This is a genomic window from Grimontia sp. SpTr1, assembly GCF_947387585.1.
Taxonomy (GTDB): domain Bacteria; phylum Pseudomonadota; class Gammaproteobacteria; order Enterobacterales; family Vibrionaceae; genus Enterovibrio; species Enterovibrio indicus.
On sequence record NZ_CANDOD010000016.1, the window covers coordinates 120,534 to 137,127 of the forward strand.

Consider the following 16,594-nt stretch of genomic DNA (forward strand, 5'->3'; position numbering starts at 1 on the left):
AGTATCACGAATGAGAAAGCTCCTCTCGGAGAGGTATTCGTACAATCTCGATGTTGGTAAGTCAATCTCAACGATTGACGCCGTAAACAACGCAATAAGAGAAGGATGCCTATGATGAAAAAATCTATTCTCACCTCACTCGTAATCACCGCTTTATTTGCCAAACCAATACACGCCGCCTGCCTTGGAAATGTTTACTCCCTTAATGCTGGCAGAGGGGACGTTGGTATTTTGGTAGACATCCAAGAGAATGAAAAGCTAACAGGTTCTTATAACGGCAGCCGAGCGCTTGCAGTGTCGAGAGCATCTTTCAGTAGCTCTGCCATGACCTATGACAGCATCAATAACCGCATTTATTATGTCAGTGCACCACGCCCTACGAGATACTTCGTAGAGGGACTGGAAGATCTTGTCACTGCTGAGGAGTTGAAAAATATAAGTTTCCACGCGGCTGCCTCAGAATCTACTCAACTTGCCTATTATGATCCCTCTACGAAGCAGCATACTGTCGTTGGAAATGTCAAAGACACTTTCCGCATGGCTTTTGATAGTTCATCGGGCCAAATCTTCGCCTCTAACAACAATGAGATCTTCTCTATCGACCCCTCGAATGGCACCACAACGCCGATAGCAGATTTCGATGTAAATCTGCGCAGCAGTGGTTTTACTTCTTGGGGCGACTTCGTGTTTTACAAAGGCGAATTACTGTTTGTCACCAACACACGTACGTTCTCTATCAACACTTCTACAGGCGCTGCGACGCTAAAAGCGTTCCACAGTATTGGTTTCATCACCAGCGCCACACTCGACCAAAATGGCCAAATGCTCATTGCGGCTAAGAATCAGAATGTGACAGGGAATATCAACAGCACATTCCTCTGGCGTTTACACCCCGAGACAGGCGAAGTCGTGAAAGTCGGACTTATACCAGCCAGACTCAGCGCTATGGCAACAAATACGCAAGAAGATTACACATGCTACCCTGCAACGGTATTCCCAAGTCAGCGTGAAAATGACGTTGATAATGTCCTCGGTAGCACGGTAGAAGAGGGCAATACAGCCACCTTTACCGTCAATTTTGATAAAGATACGGCTGCAGCGACAGATATTAACCTTACACTCAATAACGGCAGCGCTGTCATTAACAGTGATTTTAGTGGGGCGGTGACTATCGAGTTTGAAGATGGTTCTTCGGTCAGTGCAAACCTGAGTAGTAGTGCTACAAATGTGAGCGTGCCGCCCGGCAACGGTTGGCTGAAAGTCAAGGTCAACACCATCGAAGATACTGTGTTTGAAAGTAACGAGAATTTCTCACTCAGAGCATGGTTCCGCGACAATGAGAGCGATGCGAAATCGGCTTCATCGACAATCACGAACGATGACTACCAAATTACCCAGTTACTCGGTAACCCTGAGATGAATTATCGTGGCGTTTGGAGTGAAATCGAAAACGGATTGAATGGAAGAAATCTGGACCACAGTTACGGCTCATATAATTTCAACACGGGTGGTCAAGGCCAAGGCGCCGCAGTCTATCAATACTTCAATGTCGTTCCGGGTCAACAATATTCCGTTCAAACCAGGTTCTGGGCGCAAAGAAGCGGTACGGGTGGCACACACGGTGGTGAAGTAAGAATTTCCAACGGTAGTAACAACAGCAATATCTATTCCAGAAGTTTCTCGTTAACTGAAGGTAATTCAACGAACATCAACTTCAACTTTACCGTACCTTCTAACGTAAGCTACCTGCGAATACAGATCACAAATACGTCTGTATCATGCTGCGTTGAAAGCACCGACTTGAATGTAGATTATGCACGAGTCACCGGGCCTAAACCCTAATTGAACAAGGTAATGCCTAACGTTTGATTGGCCAGAACTAAAATCCCCTAAGCGGAAACGCGAGGGGATTTTTTAGCTCTGTATAGGTTCAAGAGGCTTCACCTAACACCCCTCTGGTAGATGCACTTTTGCGTTTGGACTTAACTTTGATTTAAGTATCTGAAATTGCTCGCAAGGCACCTTTTTCTCACTCTTAGCCAGCACTTGAGCCAGATTGAGATTCCCAAACAGTGGCGAGATATCGTTAAACTGATTTGCGCTTATTTGTAGTTTTGCAAGATGAGGCTTGTTCGCCAGAGACGCTAGATCAGCAATGTCATTGTACGAAAGATAAAGCTCTTGCAGCTGATGCGATCGTTCAAGTACCGCAATGTCACGGATATCGTTAATGATGGCCCCTAAAATGCGCAGATTGGGCAGACTGTCGAAGCCCTTTAGGTCTTTCAATCCCGTTCGGTTTGCATAAAACTCTTCAATGCTTGGTGCGAGTTCAATACCTGATGTCGTCTGAAGCGTTTTATTTCCACCGACACTGAGTACCTTTAACTGGGTAAAGGGTGCCAGCCCTTCTAAGTCAACCAGCTGATTGTCTTGCAGATACAACTCTTTCAGTGAAACCAAATCTTCAATGGCACTGAGTTCTTTGATCTTCTGACCTTGGCAGACCAGTTTGGTGATTTGGCTACGCGATTCTACTTTTTGCTCTCGCTTTGCTTGCCACACGCAGCGATTAAGTGCTCGTGCAGATTGCGCATCTATACCGGCTTGGTGCTGAGCTGCGCCCTGTTCTTTTGCATTTGGTTCAATCGGCTCCCCACCCACATAATTCATTTCTTGTGCAATTTGCCAGGCAAAAAAGCCCAACATCAGGATGCCCGCTGCGGGTGCGACACGGCGAGATAAGATCGCAATCAGAGACCAAAGAAAAAACAGTGCGAAGAACAGAGAGATAGCCCAAAACTGAATGAAGCTGTACATGCGGTTTTTTTGAGGGCTATTGGGGTCAATCAAGACTTCAATTCGATTGCCAACGGTTTGCGAACAGAGATTACGCGTCGGCATTAGCACCTTGCCTTGGGCTTTCATGCCACTCTCGGTTTCGGCAACCGGGTAATACACCACATCTTTTCGATAGCCACCCGACGTTCTCTGGGACGTTTCAACCCATTTCCCCTCACACGCTACAATGCGCGCAGGCACTTGAGTGAAACCGTATAACGTGACATACCTTTCGACTAACAACCCAGCGACAAGCAGCAAAATCCCCCAGATAACCCATCGCGAGACTCGGGGCGATGATTGTGTAATCGATGACATTGTGTTCCCTTTCGGACATCCAGTGTTCACACTAAGCCAAGCTAAACACCTATTTTCAATGGGTTACACAGTTTTTAATCGTTACTCCGAGTCGGTGCACTGTTGGGCAGAGAGAAGATTAGATTGCCGAATAACCAAAATCCCCTCTGTAAAGACACGAGGGGATTTGCTCTCTCAGGAAGGCTAAATAGTTTTTGGACAAAAGTGTGTTAGAGTCGGTGCTCGAAAGCGTCTGATTCAGATAACTTCAGGAAGGGAAAATCGAAGTAGACGACTTTGTTGTTCGAGAGCATTGGCTGCTAACGCAGCCAGAAGAAAACTATTGCCTATTGACCGGAGAAGGGCTCATATGTGTTATATGCGTGCTAACTGAGGTACTTTTGCCAATGTTGCTGCCCTGTCAAAACTACTCTGTAATCTTCGTAGTCCAATGAGCTATAGAGCTTTTTAGCTGCAACATTATCATCACCGACCTCTAGTGTGATTTTGAGGTAATCATTATCACGACAATACTGTTCGATACCATTCAGTTGCGCTTTGCCCACACCTTTACCTCGAAAGTTGCCCGAAACCATAAAATCATGGATATTCATCACTCTTTGCACACGATAAGTTGAAAACGATTCGAAGCAAACCGCAAAACCGGCAGGCTTATTGTCGACAAAACTGATAAATCCATGGAAATAAGGCAACGCAAATAGCTGAGCAATTACTGAGAGATCTAGCTCAACCGAGACTCCAGATAGGTACTCTCTAAACAAAGTCTCGAATATACCCTTGTCCTCAATGCTTTCTGTTTCGATAAGCCTGATTGTGATTCCCATATTCATTTCCACCAAAGCACATAACGCCCGCAACACCGGACAATTTGGAGCGCAGCGGAAAATTGTTCCGTGTGCTTGCGCTTGTTATATGCTTTCTTCGTCACCTTCGAAGACTAGAAATTCGTTCGACTCACTAAGTTCTGTTGGCATTTCATACAATTTGCCATCAGCTTGATATAGCGTAAACCCAAAACCAAATGAAGCTAGCTGAATTCCTAGCTCTGTCAGCTCCCAACCATTTGATTTACTAGAGTTAACAGCCAAGCCAACAGAGGATAATTGAGCTATATACGGCTTTGAACGTTGATAATAGGTTCTTACTTGATTGCTATACAAGTTCATTAGCCCTTGCATCGCTTTAAGCGCTGGAACTGTTGCAGCACATGTAATATGCATTAACGAGTTAAACTCATTCAGATCGATTTTACCCTTAGCAAAGCTCACACAAAGGCGTCCAAGTATTTCAGCCTTGATTGGGCGCTCTGCAGAAGTAATGATTTCAAAAATGGTTTCTGCTGCCTCTTCTGCCTGCTCAGTATTAGCAAAAACCTGATCGGTGAAATATAAGGCTTCTTCCGAGTTTAGAGTGGATGCTGACTTAAGAAAGTTAGCATAGTTTCTCTTTACCTTTGCGACTTGGTATTTATCAAATGCATTCTTTATTGAGAACGCATACTCTACGAATGGAACTTCCGACAAGACTTCACTTTCAATGAAGATATCTATTGAAGACTCTGCTGCCTGACAAAGTTCTTTTGACGCTTCACCTGCATTCAAAAGCGAGTCTTTCATATTTCGAATCAATTTCATCTTACTCTCAATAATTGTGATTGCTTCCGACACATGTAGCCGCATTCAGCAGTTTGTCTGTTGTAATGAGTTCAGTTCATTTCTTCTGGGAATAGGGCCGGAACGTATGTAGGAGATGTGTTTTTAGGATCTGAGGACAACTCGCCCAACTTGACACGAATACCCAGAACGACGTCAGGGTCTCCAATAGAAGAATTTACATTAGCCCATTGCTCATAAACATCATCAGTTTTCACAGTGAAAAACTCGCTATCATACAGCTCCAATATCTCATCGACTTTTTTCATTAGTGCAACTTTGTTGTTCTCTAATTCCAACACCAGTGATTCTCTAAACTCTAGTGCCTCCTGCTCCTGCTCTAACTTTTTCTTAAACTCGGCAATCATTGACTGCTGTACTTGCTCATACTCCATATGCTCTTCTTTCAGAAGATATATTGCATCTGAATGCTTTTTCTTGAGTTCGAAAAATTCATGAGCATAAAGTGCTTTACGACCAGGCCAACCTTTTACTTCACTCAGTCTTTCTGCTTTAAGTATCTCCAAGTCGTTCTCTATAATTTCTCGATTTTTCTCTTTCGCTCGCACAAGAGACTCCATTGCTCCTCGGTGCTCTAAAGCATCTTTAGCCTTCTCAAAGTAAAGAGAAATCATTAAATGGAGTAAATTGGCTCCGGGCATAAGCACAAGATAAGTAATCGTGCTTAGAGCCGGGTAAATGAGGTCTTTTTGCAAGTCAAAGCTGGCACCTTGAAGCATTGCTAGTCGTGCAGCATTGTCAGAAAAGGCAAAAACAAGTACACCTTGGACATTCCATAGCACCCACGAAATCACAAAACCAAACACAAAAGGGTTGCTCACTCTGCTTGATATTGCTTCTTTAGCGGAGCCTATAAGTTCTTGTAAGCTTTTCATTCTAAGAGGAAGTCTCAAAGGTAAGATTTAATTTTTGCTATTTGATAACAGATCTCTCTGAGTTACACGCTCCAAAAACTAAATTTGCTATCGACACCATTGTTCAACCGACAAGCACACTTGAAAGTCCACCACTTTCCTCGTCACTAATTATTGCATCAAAGAAGTCCCGAACGTTTCTCAGACCTTCCGCACTCTTACTATGCCAGGCCATTTCAATATCGCTCATAGATACATGGCTCTGCTGACCCCAAGGTTCATAAAATTAGTTTATAGCGTAGACAACGAGATGATCTCCGATGCCATCGGTTCCAGTTAACCATTAGCTAAATTGAGCCAAATGATAGTGCCGCGATATAAGTATTAGGCGTTGGCTAGCTCACTTTGGGGCAATTTCGATACAAAACACCCGCACCAACATCGTCAGAACCTGTTTATTCCGCCTTTAATTCAATCCTCTCCGCCACACGTTTCCAATAAGACCCCGCCTCTACAGAGGTTTTCTCAAAGTCCTGCACAAACACGCCGCGGAAGCGGTACATGGTTTGTCCCACTTCATTACGTACACGGGCAAACACAACCATGGTCATATCTTGAGTAAGGCTTTTTTCTATCGCAGCCGCACGCTTTTCCATCGACTCAATGTTGTATTCGTGGATTTCTTTGCCATCCTGACTGAGTTCGTTGTACCACTCTCCGTTCGGGTACAGCTTCGGGAACCAAAGTTTGTACTTTGGATATCCTGGAACGGACGCCGTCGACCGCTGGAATCCAGCGTAGTTGTGTCCGAATAGGTTGCACACTTCGACACTGGTTCTGAATGCCACATCATCTTTCAGATCGACATAACCCAGCGCTTTAAAACGTTCGATAGAGTGCTCGGATTCGGGGTTCCAAGGCGCGAATAACCCTTCCGATTTTTGCAGTTCGATTTTGGCTTTGATTAGCGCGACTAACTCATCAACCTGTTGGTTGATTTGCTCAATCGAAACGGAAGCATCAATGCGGTAAACCTCATGCTGAGTCGCGGTAACAATGTCCAACTCGCGAATTTTGTCGGCGTCGATTTTCTGCTTATGGAATCCTTCATCAATCTCAACATGAAGCTGCAATTGGGGCAGATAGAGATCGGTCAACGCAAAGCCATCTGGTCTTGAAACATACTGTTGGGTGATGAATTTTACATCCAGATCATCAACTTTATGGATGATGCGGGAAATGGCGTAAAGCTCGAAGCGTTTGTGGGTACAACGTTGTAACTGGCGGGTAATGTGGAGCGTTTTCATTTTGGGTAGTGTTTACGTGTGAATTGACACGATCCCAAGGAATGTCGGCTTGCGAAACAAGATATTCGGAGGTGAAGGGGAAATTTTCGGAACGCTAGATGGGTGGAAGCCCCCTCAGCCACATCCCGGCACACACGTCCCAAGCGCGGGCTGCTTCCTTCCGGACCTGACCCAGTACACAAGTTAGTGTTGCGGGAGGACCAAGGGGGCCTCCATAGATTTGATACACCAAAAATCTCTTGAGAAAGAAACCGTTGGTTCGAGCGCATTATGTGGGATGGCTACGCCCAATGCAAGGGGTTATCTGGCTTTCAGCAACCAAGTGGTGAGAATTTACCCGCCCTACTCTTCTTCGTTTTCTGTGTGGAGAAGGTAATCGCCAAGCCAAGCAATGGTCAGAGACAACAACCAGGCGACAAACACCGGGTTTGGCACTGAGAATTGCGGGAAGACCACAATAGTGGCAAAGGCAATGGCTGGCAGAATCACGCAGAGTTTATCGCCGCGCTGTTCACCGCCGATGCGTTGGAGTTCCTGAAGCGCCAGCACCAGCATACTGCCGCAGAAGGCGAACATAGCACCTTGGGTTTGTCCGCCTGCCAATAGCGCGACAATCAGCGCCACAGGCCACCAGCTGATTTTCTTCACTGGCTTCCAGAAGTAAGTCGCGACCCAAACCATAATCACGCAGAAGATCTGCATCAGGGTGTAGCTGATAGCACCGCCAAGCTTCTCGTCCCCTTGCAGCGCGAGCACTCCGCATTCCATGGCGATAACGACTGAGATAACCAGCAATGAGACCTGCCAGTTACGACGCTCTCCGGTGATGAGCACCAGTGCGGGAAGGATCATCCAAAGGCTGAGTGAAATGGCAACCGGTTGGTAAGGCATCATGGCGCCAAAGCCAATCAAGCCAAGTGCAAGAATCCATACAGCGATACCGCCGGAACCTGCAAAAAAGAGAGCGGGGATCGCGAAAGCAAGTAGGGGAATATCGCCTTCAGCAAAGGCAGAAGAAAGTGCAGCGCCCATGACCATGACTGCTGCTGTCACCATTAATGTCGTCGCATACCACATTTAGCACCTCCTGCGCTTCATGCCGACAGTGATACCTCATTCCTGCGATAATCTTTTTGTTGTCAGGTGAGGTATGATGTTTCTAATTATAATTTCTCCGTCAGTTTCAATATGCCCAATTTTGATGACCAAATCTATGCAGTACTTATCCAAATACCCTCAGGAAAAGTAACAACTTACGGTGATGTCGCAAAATTAGCAGGGTTTCCCCGTCACGCACGCCATGTCGGCAAGCTTCTTGGCTCACTGCCGAAGGATTCCAAGCTGCCTTGGTTTAGGGTGATCAATTCCAGTGGGATGATTTCGCTCAAGGGAGAGAGCTTTGTCAGACAGCGTGAGAAGTTGCTGGATGATGGGGTTGAAGTTAAAGAAAACGGCGCAGTGTCATTGCGCCGTTTCAGATGGGATGGAGAGCCTGCCTAACGTTATCGAATGGCGCTGACCACCTGAATTTCCACGTTCTGTGTCTTGGCAGGGTCATTAATCACATGGGTGACGGTGTCGCTGATAAACATTAACTGACCATCGACTTCAATACGTGCACTCACGTTGTAGGTGTGGCCCGGTTTAATCTCTGATGGTGAGTAAGTCAGCGAGAATGGCAGTGGAACCTGACGCCCTTCTGTCATGTAAGACTGGCTGCTAATGACGTCCATTGGCGCATCAGCTAATGACACATCCGCCAGAGTTACCGTCAGTTTTGCGTTATCCGGCAGGGCAATACGCTGCAAGTAGTAAACTTCACCTGTCACTGTTGCCATGTCTTGGTCCTTAATAATGTCAGTACATGCGGTGAATGCGAGTGCCATCAACGCAGCAAAAAATCCAAAAAAGGCCTTCTTCATGGTAAAACTCCAAGTGACGCAAGCGTCTAAAATACTGATAAAACCAACAACAAGTTTATCACCGTTGCATATTCAACCATTGAGAAAATGTGGATTTGAGATCACACCTTTCAACATCCACTGGTTGTCGAGTAAGGCAGAGTAATGTATGCCACCTCGCAAGGTTAGAGAGCATACATGCTGAATAAGTTCGAAATAAACGACATGATGAGAGCGATCTGTCATTTTTCTGTCAAAACAACGAAAAATATACCCAAAACAGCCTGAGGATGTCGGATTCAGCGAGATTGACTGGCATTGAACGCATTGATGACCTCTGAATGCGAGCATCTTAAGGTTGTTTGGGTATATGACATCAGACTGGCTTAAAGAGGAATTATGAGTACGAAATTGGAAGAACTGCTGGCTTTGCTTAAGCTCGAGCAGATAGAAGAAGGGCTTTATCGTGGACAGAGCGAGAACCTTGGCTTGCCTCAGGTTTATGGCGGTCAGGTGATTGGTCAGGCACTTTCTGCCGCCAAAGGCACTGTCGAGAGCGACCGTTTTGTGCATTCCTTCCACAGCTATTTCCTCCGCCCCGGCGACCCAGAAAAACCTATCGTTTATGACGTAGAAAATTTACGCGATGGTCAAAGCTTCAGTACCCGCCGCGTGAAAGCCGTGCAGTACGGAAAACCGATTTTCTACCTGACCGCTTCTTATCATAAGAATGAACCAGGGCTTGAGCACCAGTTCACCATGCCGCAAGTACCGGGACCGGAAGGCTTGATGTCAGAAAAACAACTGGTCGACTCTATCGCTCAGCACTTACCGAAAAAGGTGATTGAAACCTTTGGTGGCGACCGCCCAATTGAAGTTCGCCCCGCTGTGGTGGTGAACCCACTTGCCCCTGAAAAACTCGAAGCCAAGCAATACCTGTGGATCCGCACCAATGGCAAGATGGTCGACGACCCGCGCGTTCATCAATATCTGCTGGCCTACGCGTCGGACTGGGGTTTCTTGGTAACCGCACTGCAACCCCATGGCGTGACCCTGATGACACCGGGACTGAAAGTCGCCACCATTGACCATGCGATGTGGTTCCACCGTGAATTCCGTATGGATGAATGGCTGCTGTTTGCGATTGATAGCCCATCAGCCAGCGGTTCACGCGGTTTGGTGCGTGGCGAGATTTACAACCAGAAAGGCGAACTGGTTGCTTCTGCAATTCAGGAAGGTTTGATGCGGAAGAATCCGAGAGCTTAATCGGGGCTTAAAACGAACAAAGGCCAGCGCGAAGCTGGCCTTTTCTGTTTTCACGCGATTAACTTAGAAGTCGTAACGCATGCCTGCTTGCAGTTGGTCATCTTTACCATCAAGGCCTTCGAATTTGTAGCCTGCGTAAGCGCGGAAGTTGCCGTTGAATTTGTAAACCGCTTCTGCAGCAAAGTTGTTGGCTTCTTCGGTATTGGTGTCGTCGTACTCACCAAAGTTGTATACCGCCACCAGCGCCAGTTGCTTAGTCGCTTTGTATTGCGCTGCCACTTCATAACCGGTGTAGTCCTGATTGCCTTTTGAACCAGCAGTGTAAAGTGCGCCCAGCGTGAAGCCATTTTGCGAGTATTCAGCCGCCAGGTTGATTTGGTCATCGCTGTCAGTGCCCGCATCCTGAGATACGTAACCTGCACCAAGGCTCACAACACCAAAGCTATACAACGCAGAGATACCGTAGCTGTCTGCATCTTTCTCGTCGGCTGCAATGTAGTTGGCTTGAATAGACAGCGCATCAAACTCGCCAGCGTACAGGAAGTTGTTTTCACGCTTGTCTTTGTTGCCTGAAACCAAGTCTGCCGCGTCACCACCAAAGGTCGCCATCACATCGGTAATGTCAGTCAGCTGAACCTGTGCAGAATCTTGCTTACCGTAAGAAAACTCACCCGCTGATGTGCCGAAACCAGCGAAGATGTAGCGGTTCTTCAGGCTATCGCCACCGCTGAACTCAGCTTCGTATTTACCGAAACCGTAGAGACCTTCTGAGATTTCCGTTTTGCCTTTCAGGTTAAAGCGCGCACGGGATTTATCTTCAAAAGAGCTGTTGGTGTCGCTCTCGTTGTTGTCAGACACGTTGAAGCGCGCTTCAGCACGGCCACCCACTTTCAGGGATGTGCCTTCGCTGTCGTATACCGTCGCCGCGAAAGAGGAAGTTGAAGCGAGTGCGATAAGCATTGCAGAGGTTAACGCTGCGTTTTTCATTTCTTACTACCTTATTGTATTTGGGGGGCTTTCTTGCCCAATAAAGAAAAAGCGGGGGCTAAGGTAGGGCTGAAAAATGACAGTTCGGTTTCTGTCGGGTGACGTTTATGTTCCACCGGAATGACCAAATGATGACTGTCGACTGACCTCTCAACACCTTGTAATCTCGGGATATTCATCACACAGAAAGTTACGAGGCATATCTTTCGCTTTAGGCTGTCGGAAATCTTCAAGACTCCTTTTCCACCAAGAGCCAGAATGGACAAAACATCAACAAGGAGAGGGAATAATGAAGTTTAGATACACGATTATGTACGTGGAAAACGTTGAACAAACATTGGCGTTCTACGAACAGGCTTTCGGGCTGGAACGCGCCTTTCTGCATGAAAGCGGCGATTATGGCGAGCTGAACACCGGCGACACCAAACTCTCTTTTTCATCACTAGCGCTGATGACTTCGCTCGGCAAGCACCCAAGTTCTGGAAACCCGCACTCACCCAACTTTGAAATCGCCTTTGAAACCGATGATGTGGCGGGAAACCTTTCCAATGCGCTGAAAGCAGGGGCGGAATTGGTGCAGAATGTTGAAGAAATGCCCTGGGGACAAACCACCGCTTACGTACGCGATTTGAATGGGTTTTTGGTAGAGATTTGTACCGCTGTGGCAGGCTAACCTTGGCCTTCAATAACCGGGGACGTAAAGCTGTTCGGTAAGATCTTTTCTGAGTTTTAATTCACGTGGTGTCACGCCAAACCAGCGTTTAATTTCGCGGCTGAAGTGCGCCTGATCGGCATAGCCAAATTCAAAGGCAGTATCAATCAAGGGTGCACCTTCGGCAATGGCACGGGCACTTTGTCTTGCCCTTGCCAATTGAACCCAGAACAAAGGCGACTTACCGCTCCGTTTGAGAAGGTGCCTTTGCAAGGTTCTCTCACTGACACCAAGCGAGCGCGCAATATCAGCCACAGAACCCAACCGCTCGCCTAGGCTGAAAAGCGCTTCATCGACATTGCTACAGCGACGTGAAAAGGCAGCAATCTTATCGAAAAGATCATGGGTGTCTTTTCCAATAGCGGCCATCAATTGGCTTTCATCCACCCATGTTCCCGGCGCTAAGCGATAGCCTGTCATTTTTGCGTTTGGCGTTATATCAACAGCGATAGTGGTTTCAAACAGCGGGGAGACATGCACCTGCTGTACACCCTCGATTTCCGTCACAATCACATCACGGCAGCCGTCAGGCACCACATAGGCGGTCCCTTTTTCTGTCGGATTAGATGTCCAGATATCGATGATGCTTTCCATGCTCTCCCTGCCTGGTGTTGAACAGCCTTTAGCTTAGGCGATCCCTTCGTGTGTTTCTGTCTCACCGCAAGCAATTTGCTCCAGCTCTTCCAGATGTGCTCGGGTTTGCTGCAGCTCGTACATCTGCCAGTAGCGGCCTTTGTTCGCCAAAAGCTGCTGATGGTTACCCTGCTCTTCCACGTGACCACGATGCAACACCAGAATGTTGTCCGCATCAGCTATGGTAGAAAGACGGTGCGCAATCACCACAATCGTCATGGTATTTCGCAGTGCTGCCAGCGCTTGCTGCACACGCTCTTCAGTACCCGAATCAATGTTGGCGGTCGCTTCATCCAGTATCAGAATACGCGGCTTATCCACCAGCACGCGCGCCAGCGCCAGAAGCTGCTTCTGACCCGCAGAAAGCGTAATATCACCAGTACCAATCGCAGTATCCAGACCCGACGGCAAGTGCTTCACATAGTCCGCCATATCGACCTGTTCCAACGCCTGCCAAATCGCTTCATCTGAAATATCACGGCCAAGGCTCACGTTGGCGCGGAAGGTATCAGAGAGGACATGCGGGTCTTGCTGTACCATGGCAATACCTGAGCGGAGCGCGTTTTGGGTCAGGGTCGAGAGTTCTCTGCCACCCAGTTTCAACGTGCCCTTTTGCACGGGATAGAAGCCCATCAACAAGGAAGCGAGCGTACTCTTACCGCTGCCGGTATGACCAACCAGGGCTAAGAACCCGCCCTCTTTGACCGAGACATTCACATCGGTCAGTACCTGAGTTTTACTGTCATAGCTGAAGTTCAGCCCTTCGATATCAATGGTGCCGGATTCTATGGCGCGATCATCGTCACCATAGACATGTTGTTTGGCATCCATCAGCTCGAACAGACGCTCACCCGCCATAATAGCCTGCTGCAGCAAAGACAAACGCTGCATCAGTTCTATCAGTGGCTCAGTGACACGACCTAGGTAACTGATAAAGGCGTAAAGCACACCCACACCAATCAGCTCATTGCCGTGCCAGCCAAACAGCGCAGCTAGCGAGATAAGTGCCACACCAGACATCAAATCAATCAGCGGGCGCAGGTAAATGCCGTTGATTTTCACGATGCGAACTTCGGTGTTGAAGTGTTGCTCAGTTAAATCAGCAAAGCGCTCTGAAAAACGCTGCTCCTGCCCCATCAACTGAATCAGGCTCATCCCCTGAATCGACTCACTCATCACACTGTTAATGTCGGTCAGCAAGTCACGCGAGTCACGGTAAGCGGGAGACGAGCGGCGTTGGTAGTAATACATCACCAAAACGACAGAAGGGATAAGAATCGCCACCACAACCGTGAGTGTCGGGCTCAATAAGTACATGGCCGTCAGCATGGCGATGATCAGCGCTGTCGCTTGCAGGAAACTCGCGACCACTTGCACGTAAAGCTCTTTCAGCGATTCGGTATCGTTGGTGACGCGCGAGACCAATTTACCTGCTGGCACATAATCAAACGCCGACAAAGGCTGGTTGATGATGCTGGCATACACACGTTTGCGAATGGTTTGGACGATTTCAATCGCGATACGGCTAAACCGGATCCCATAGGCGTAGTGCAACAGACCTGAGAGTACCGTGACCGCAATGTAGGCCAAGGCCAGCCCCCATAGAACATTTGGTGGATAGTAATCCTGAGCGACATAGTCATCGAGGAAAATTCGAATCAACCACGGGCCGCTGACATCGGCTACCACGGCAAACAGCAGGAAGATAGCCGCCACCGCGAAGCCTGCTTTGTCATTAAGCAGGTAACTCAGAAGGCGTTTTAAGGTTTCACGTTTACTCATAGCGCCTCCTCCAGTGCTTGTTCGAGTTGCTGATAACGCTGCATTTCGGCATACCAGCCGTTGGCATTCACCAAGGCTTTGTGCGTGCCACGCTCTTCAATATGCCCTTTTTGCAACACGATGATTTCATCGGCCGATTCCAACGCCGACAAACGGTGTGCAATCACCACGGTGGTCTGGTGCTGTGCGCGGTCGTGAAGGTTTTTCAGGATGTGGTGCTCAGTGCGGCCATCCACCGCTGACAGGGCATCGTCCAGTACCAGAATTTCCGCATCCAGCAGCAAAGCACGGGCAATGGAGATCCGCTGTTTTTGACCACCGGAAAGCGTAATACCCTTTTCTCCCACCAGCGTTTCGTAGCCTTCCGGGAACTGCATGATGTCTTCATCAATACAAGCCAGCTTCGCCGCTTCACGGATTTCTTCACGTGTTGCATCCGGCTTACCGAGAGCAATGTTGTCGGCAATGCTGCGGGAGAACAAAAACGGCGCTTGCGTAACAACAGCCAGCTTGCCGCGCCACTCGCCCAGCTTGAAATCACGAAGGTCTGTGCCGCCATAGCTGACGCGACCCTGAACAGGGTCTTCCAAGCGCAGCATCAAAGACAAAATGGTGGTTTTACCACTGCCCACTGGCCCCGCCACACCCAGCATTCTTCCGGGTGCTAATTCAACATTCACATCGCGAAGCGCTGGAATGTCATGACCGCGCCAAGTGAACTGATCAATCGTGATAGACAAGGTTCCACGCTCAGTAGGTAAGGCTTTGTCGCCGTCGACCAAATCCGGCTTTTCTTCCAACAACTCTTTAATACGTTTCCACGCTGCTGAGCCACGCTCGATGATGTTAAACAACCAGGCAACTGCCAGCATCGGCCAGATCATCAAGCCTTGATATAGGGTAAAGGCAGTCAGCTCGCCCAAAGTTAAAGTGCCATTTGCCACCATGTAGCCACCGCCCGCAATCGAGCAGAAAAACGAGGTGCCAATAGTCAGGAAAATGACTGGGTCAAACATGGCATCGACTTTTGCCACGGCCATGTTCTTCTCGCCTGTGTCATCCGCCACCGCATTAAAGCGGTCAACCTGCTGGGACTCCAACCCGAACGCGCGGATCATCCGAATACCGTTTAGGGAAGATTGGGTTTCTTCCGACAGCGATGAAAATGCCGCCTGTGAAGCGCTGAACCTATGATGGAGCTGTTTACCGAAGCGGTTCACCATAATCGCCATCACTGGCATGGGTGCCAGCGCCAACAGGGTCAGTTCCCAGCTGATGGTGGTGGTCATGACAATCAACACCGCAATTCCCATGATCAACGAGTCCGCCAGCGTCAACACGCCTTCGCCCGCCGTCATCACCACGGCCTTTACATCATTGGTGGATCGCGCCATCAAATCGCCCGTGCGGTAGCGCTCAAAGAAGCGAGGGGCATGGCGGGTAAAGTGCTGGTAGAGCTTGTCACGAAGTACGGTGCCGAGTTGCGCCGCAGCGCCAAACAGCCACACGCGCCAGACAACGCGCATGAAATACACCACGACCCAGAGCGCAACGATCGCCCCAAGCGCGATAAACATTTGGTTTTTGCTGATATCGCCCGCCATGACACCGTCCACCAGCCAACCAATGGCTTTCGGCGGGATCAGTTCAAAACCGGCGACGAAAAATAAGAGCACAATGGCGCCGACATAGCGTTTCCACGCCATTCGGAAAAACCACCCGAGTTCCAAAAATATGCGCATTCATCCTCCCCTGCGCGAGCCAACTTACTTTTCAGGTCTCTGACTTGCCTGACTTTTATTGCTCAAGCTTTTGTATGCTGAGTCTTTTTAGAGCGGTAACGCGGTGGTGTATTTCAAAGGCTCCATCGCGAATGTCGACGTGACATTGGTCAGGCCATCAATACTGTTCACCAACTTTTTATAGAAGCGGTCAAACGCCGCCATGTCTGCCACCTGCACCTTTAACATGTAGTCGTATTCACCCGCCATGCGATAGCATTCCATCACTTCAGCAAAGGGGGTAACGACATCCACAAACTTGCGGTACCAGGTTTCAGAGTGGTTTGAGGTTTTAATTTGGACAAAAGCCGTGAACGAGAGCCCTAACGCTTCGGGGTCTAAAAGGGCGACACGCTTTTGCAAGATGCCACTTTCTTCGAGACGTTTGAGACGTTTCCAACAAGGCGTGGTAGTGAGGTTTACCCGTTCGGCCAGATCTGACAGCGACAATGACGCGTCGCGTTGTAACCAATCTAACAATTGGCGATCTACATTATCCAGTGAAATTGTCATGACTGCTTTACCATTTCCGCGATAAG

Annotated in this window: 16 protein-coding genes and 1 other RNA gene; 4 read left to right on the forward strand and 13 right to left on the reverse strand. The window is 48.3% G+C overall.

The window, feature by feature from the left end:
* The first annotated feature begins 114 nt into the window (after positions 1 to 114).
* A complete protein-coding gene (locus QL223_RS19925) occupies positions 115 to 1,842 on the forward strand; it encodes a hypothetical protein (RefSeq protein WP_281545740.1) in 1,728 nt (575 codons plus the stop codon).
* Positions 1,843 to 1,944: 102 nt separating this feature from the next.
* Here the strand turns inward: QL223_RS19925 and QL223_RS19930 are convergent, their stop codons facing one another.
* From QL223_RS19930 to QL223_RS19960, 7 genes are all read right to left on the reverse strand, one after another.
* Positions 1,945 to 3,159, reverse strand: coding sequence for a leucine-rich repeat domain-containing protein (locus QL223_RS19930; RefSeq protein WP_281545741.1), 1,215 nt, complete (start codon positions 3,157 to 3,159; stop codon positions 1,945 to 1,947).
* 365 nt (positions 3,160 to 3,524) lie between these two features.
* Positions 3,525 to 3,983, reverse strand: a complete 459-nt coding sequence (locus tag QL223_RS19935) for a GNAT family N-acetyltransferase (RefSeq protein WP_281545742.1) — start codon at positions 3,981 to 3,983, stop codon at positions 3,525 to 3,527.
* 84 nt (positions 3,984 to 4,067) lie between these two features.
* Positions 4,068 to 4,793, reverse strand: coding sequence for a hypothetical protein (locus QL223_RS19940; protein ID WP_281545743.1), 726 nt, complete (start codon positions 4,791 to 4,793; stop codon positions 4,068 to 4,070).
* Positions 4,794 to 4,864: 71 nt separating this feature from the next.
* Positions 4,865 to 5,707 (reverse strand): hypothetical protein, encoded by an 843-nt coding sequence (locus tag QL223_RS19945; protein WP_281545744.1) that lies wholly within the window; start codon positions 5,705 to 5,707, stop codon positions 4,865 to 4,867.
* A gap of 434 nt (positions 5,708 to 6,141) precedes the next feature.
* Complete coding sequence (locus tag QL223_RS19950) at positions 6,142 to 6,993, reverse strand: AbaSI family restriction endonuclease (RefSeq protein ID WP_281545745.1); 852 nt, start codon at positions 6,991 to 6,993, stop codon at positions 6,142 to 6,144.
* Between the two features lie 109 nt (positions 6,994 to 7,102).
* Positions 7,103 to 7,199: signal recognition particle sRNA small type (ffs, locus tag QL223_RS19955), an RNA gene on the reverse strand.
* Positions 7,200 to 7,335: 136 nt separating this feature from the next.
* Positions 7,336 to 8,070 (reverse strand): hypothetical protein, encoded by a 735-nt coding sequence (locus QL223_RS19960; protein ID WP_002540941.1) that lies wholly within the window; start codon positions 8,068 to 8,070, stop codon positions 7,336 to 7,338.
* A 111-nt stretch (positions 8,071 to 8,181) separates the two neighbouring features.
* On the opposite strand from QL223_RS19960, the gene QL223_RS19965 reads away from it, so the two are divergent.
* Complete coding sequence (locus tag QL223_RS19965; RefSeq protein WP_281545746.1) at positions 8,182 to 8,493, forward strand: MGMT family protein; 312 nt, start codon at positions 8,182 to 8,184, stop codon at positions 8,491 to 8,493.
* Between the two features lie 2 nt (positions 8,494 to 8,495).
* Here the strand turns inward: QL223_RS19965 and QL223_RS19970 are convergent, their stop codons facing one another.
* Entirely contained in the window at positions 8,496 to 8,915 is a 420-nt protein-coding gene (locus tag QL223_RS19970) for a YbaY family lipoprotein (RefSeq protein ID WP_281545747.1), read from the reverse strand.
* Between the two features lie 378 nt (positions 8,916 to 9,293).
* Between QL223_RS19970 and tesB the strand changes: the two genes are divergently transcribed.
* Positions 9,294 to 10,160 (forward strand): acyl-CoA thioesterase II, encoded by an 867-nt coding sequence (gene tesB / locus QL223_RS19975; protein ID WP_002540944.1) that lies wholly within the window; start codon positions 9,294 to 9,296, stop codon positions 10,158 to 10,160.
* Positions 10,161 to 10,223: 63 nt separating this feature from the next.
* On the opposite strand, the gene QL223_RS19980 is transcribed toward tesB, so the two are convergent.
* Positions 10,224 to 11,147 carry a porin gene (locus tag QL223_RS19980; RefSeq protein WP_281545748.1) on the reverse strand — a complete coding sequence of 308 codons (924 nt, stop codon included), beginning with the start codon at positions 11,145 to 11,147 and terminating at the stop codon, positions 10,224 to 10,226.
* Positions 11,148 to 11,436: 289 nt separating this feature from the next.
* Between QL223_RS19980 and QL223_RS19985 the strand changes: the two genes are divergently transcribed.
* A complete protein-coding gene (locus tag QL223_RS19985; RefSeq protein ID WP_046304293.1) occupies positions 11,437 to 11,820 on the forward strand; it encodes a VOC family protein in 384 nt (127 codons plus the stop codon).
* A gap of 9 nt (positions 11,821 to 11,829) precedes the next feature.
* Here QL223_RS19985 and QL223_RS19990 read toward each other — a convergent pair whose 3' ends face one another.
* The 4 genes from QL223_RS19990 to QL223_RS20005 form a co-directional block, all read right to left on the reverse strand.
* Positions 11,830 to 12,453: a helix-turn-helix transcriptional regulator gene (locus QL223_RS19990; RefSeq protein WP_281545749.1), complete on the reverse strand. Its 624-nt coding sequence runs from the start codon at positions 12,451 to 12,453 to the stop codon at positions 11,830 to 11,832.
* A gap of 33 nt (positions 12,454 to 12,486) precedes the next feature.
* Entirely contained in the window at positions 12,487 to 14,274 is a 1,788-nt protein-coding gene (locus tag QL223_RS19995; protein ID WP_046304295.1) for an ABC transporter transmembrane domain-containing protein, read from the reverse strand.
* Complete coding sequence (locus QL223_RS20000) at positions 14,271 to 16,016, reverse strand: SmdA family multidrug ABC transporter permease/ATP-binding protein (protein ID WP_281545750.1); 1,746 nt, start codon at positions 16,014 to 16,016, stop codon at positions 14,271 to 14,273. The genes QL223_RS19995 and QL223_RS20000 overlap by 4 nt, the downstream gene beginning before the upstream one ends.
* Positions 16,017 to 16,103: 87 nt before the next feature.
* On the reverse strand, positions 16,104 to 16,568 hold the full coding sequence (locus QL223_RS20005) for an Lrp/AsnC family transcriptional regulator (protein WP_039850363.1): 465 nt from the start codon (positions 16,566 to 16,568) through the stop codon (positions 16,104 to 16,106).
* Positions 16,569 to 16,594: the final 26 nt, after the last annotated feature.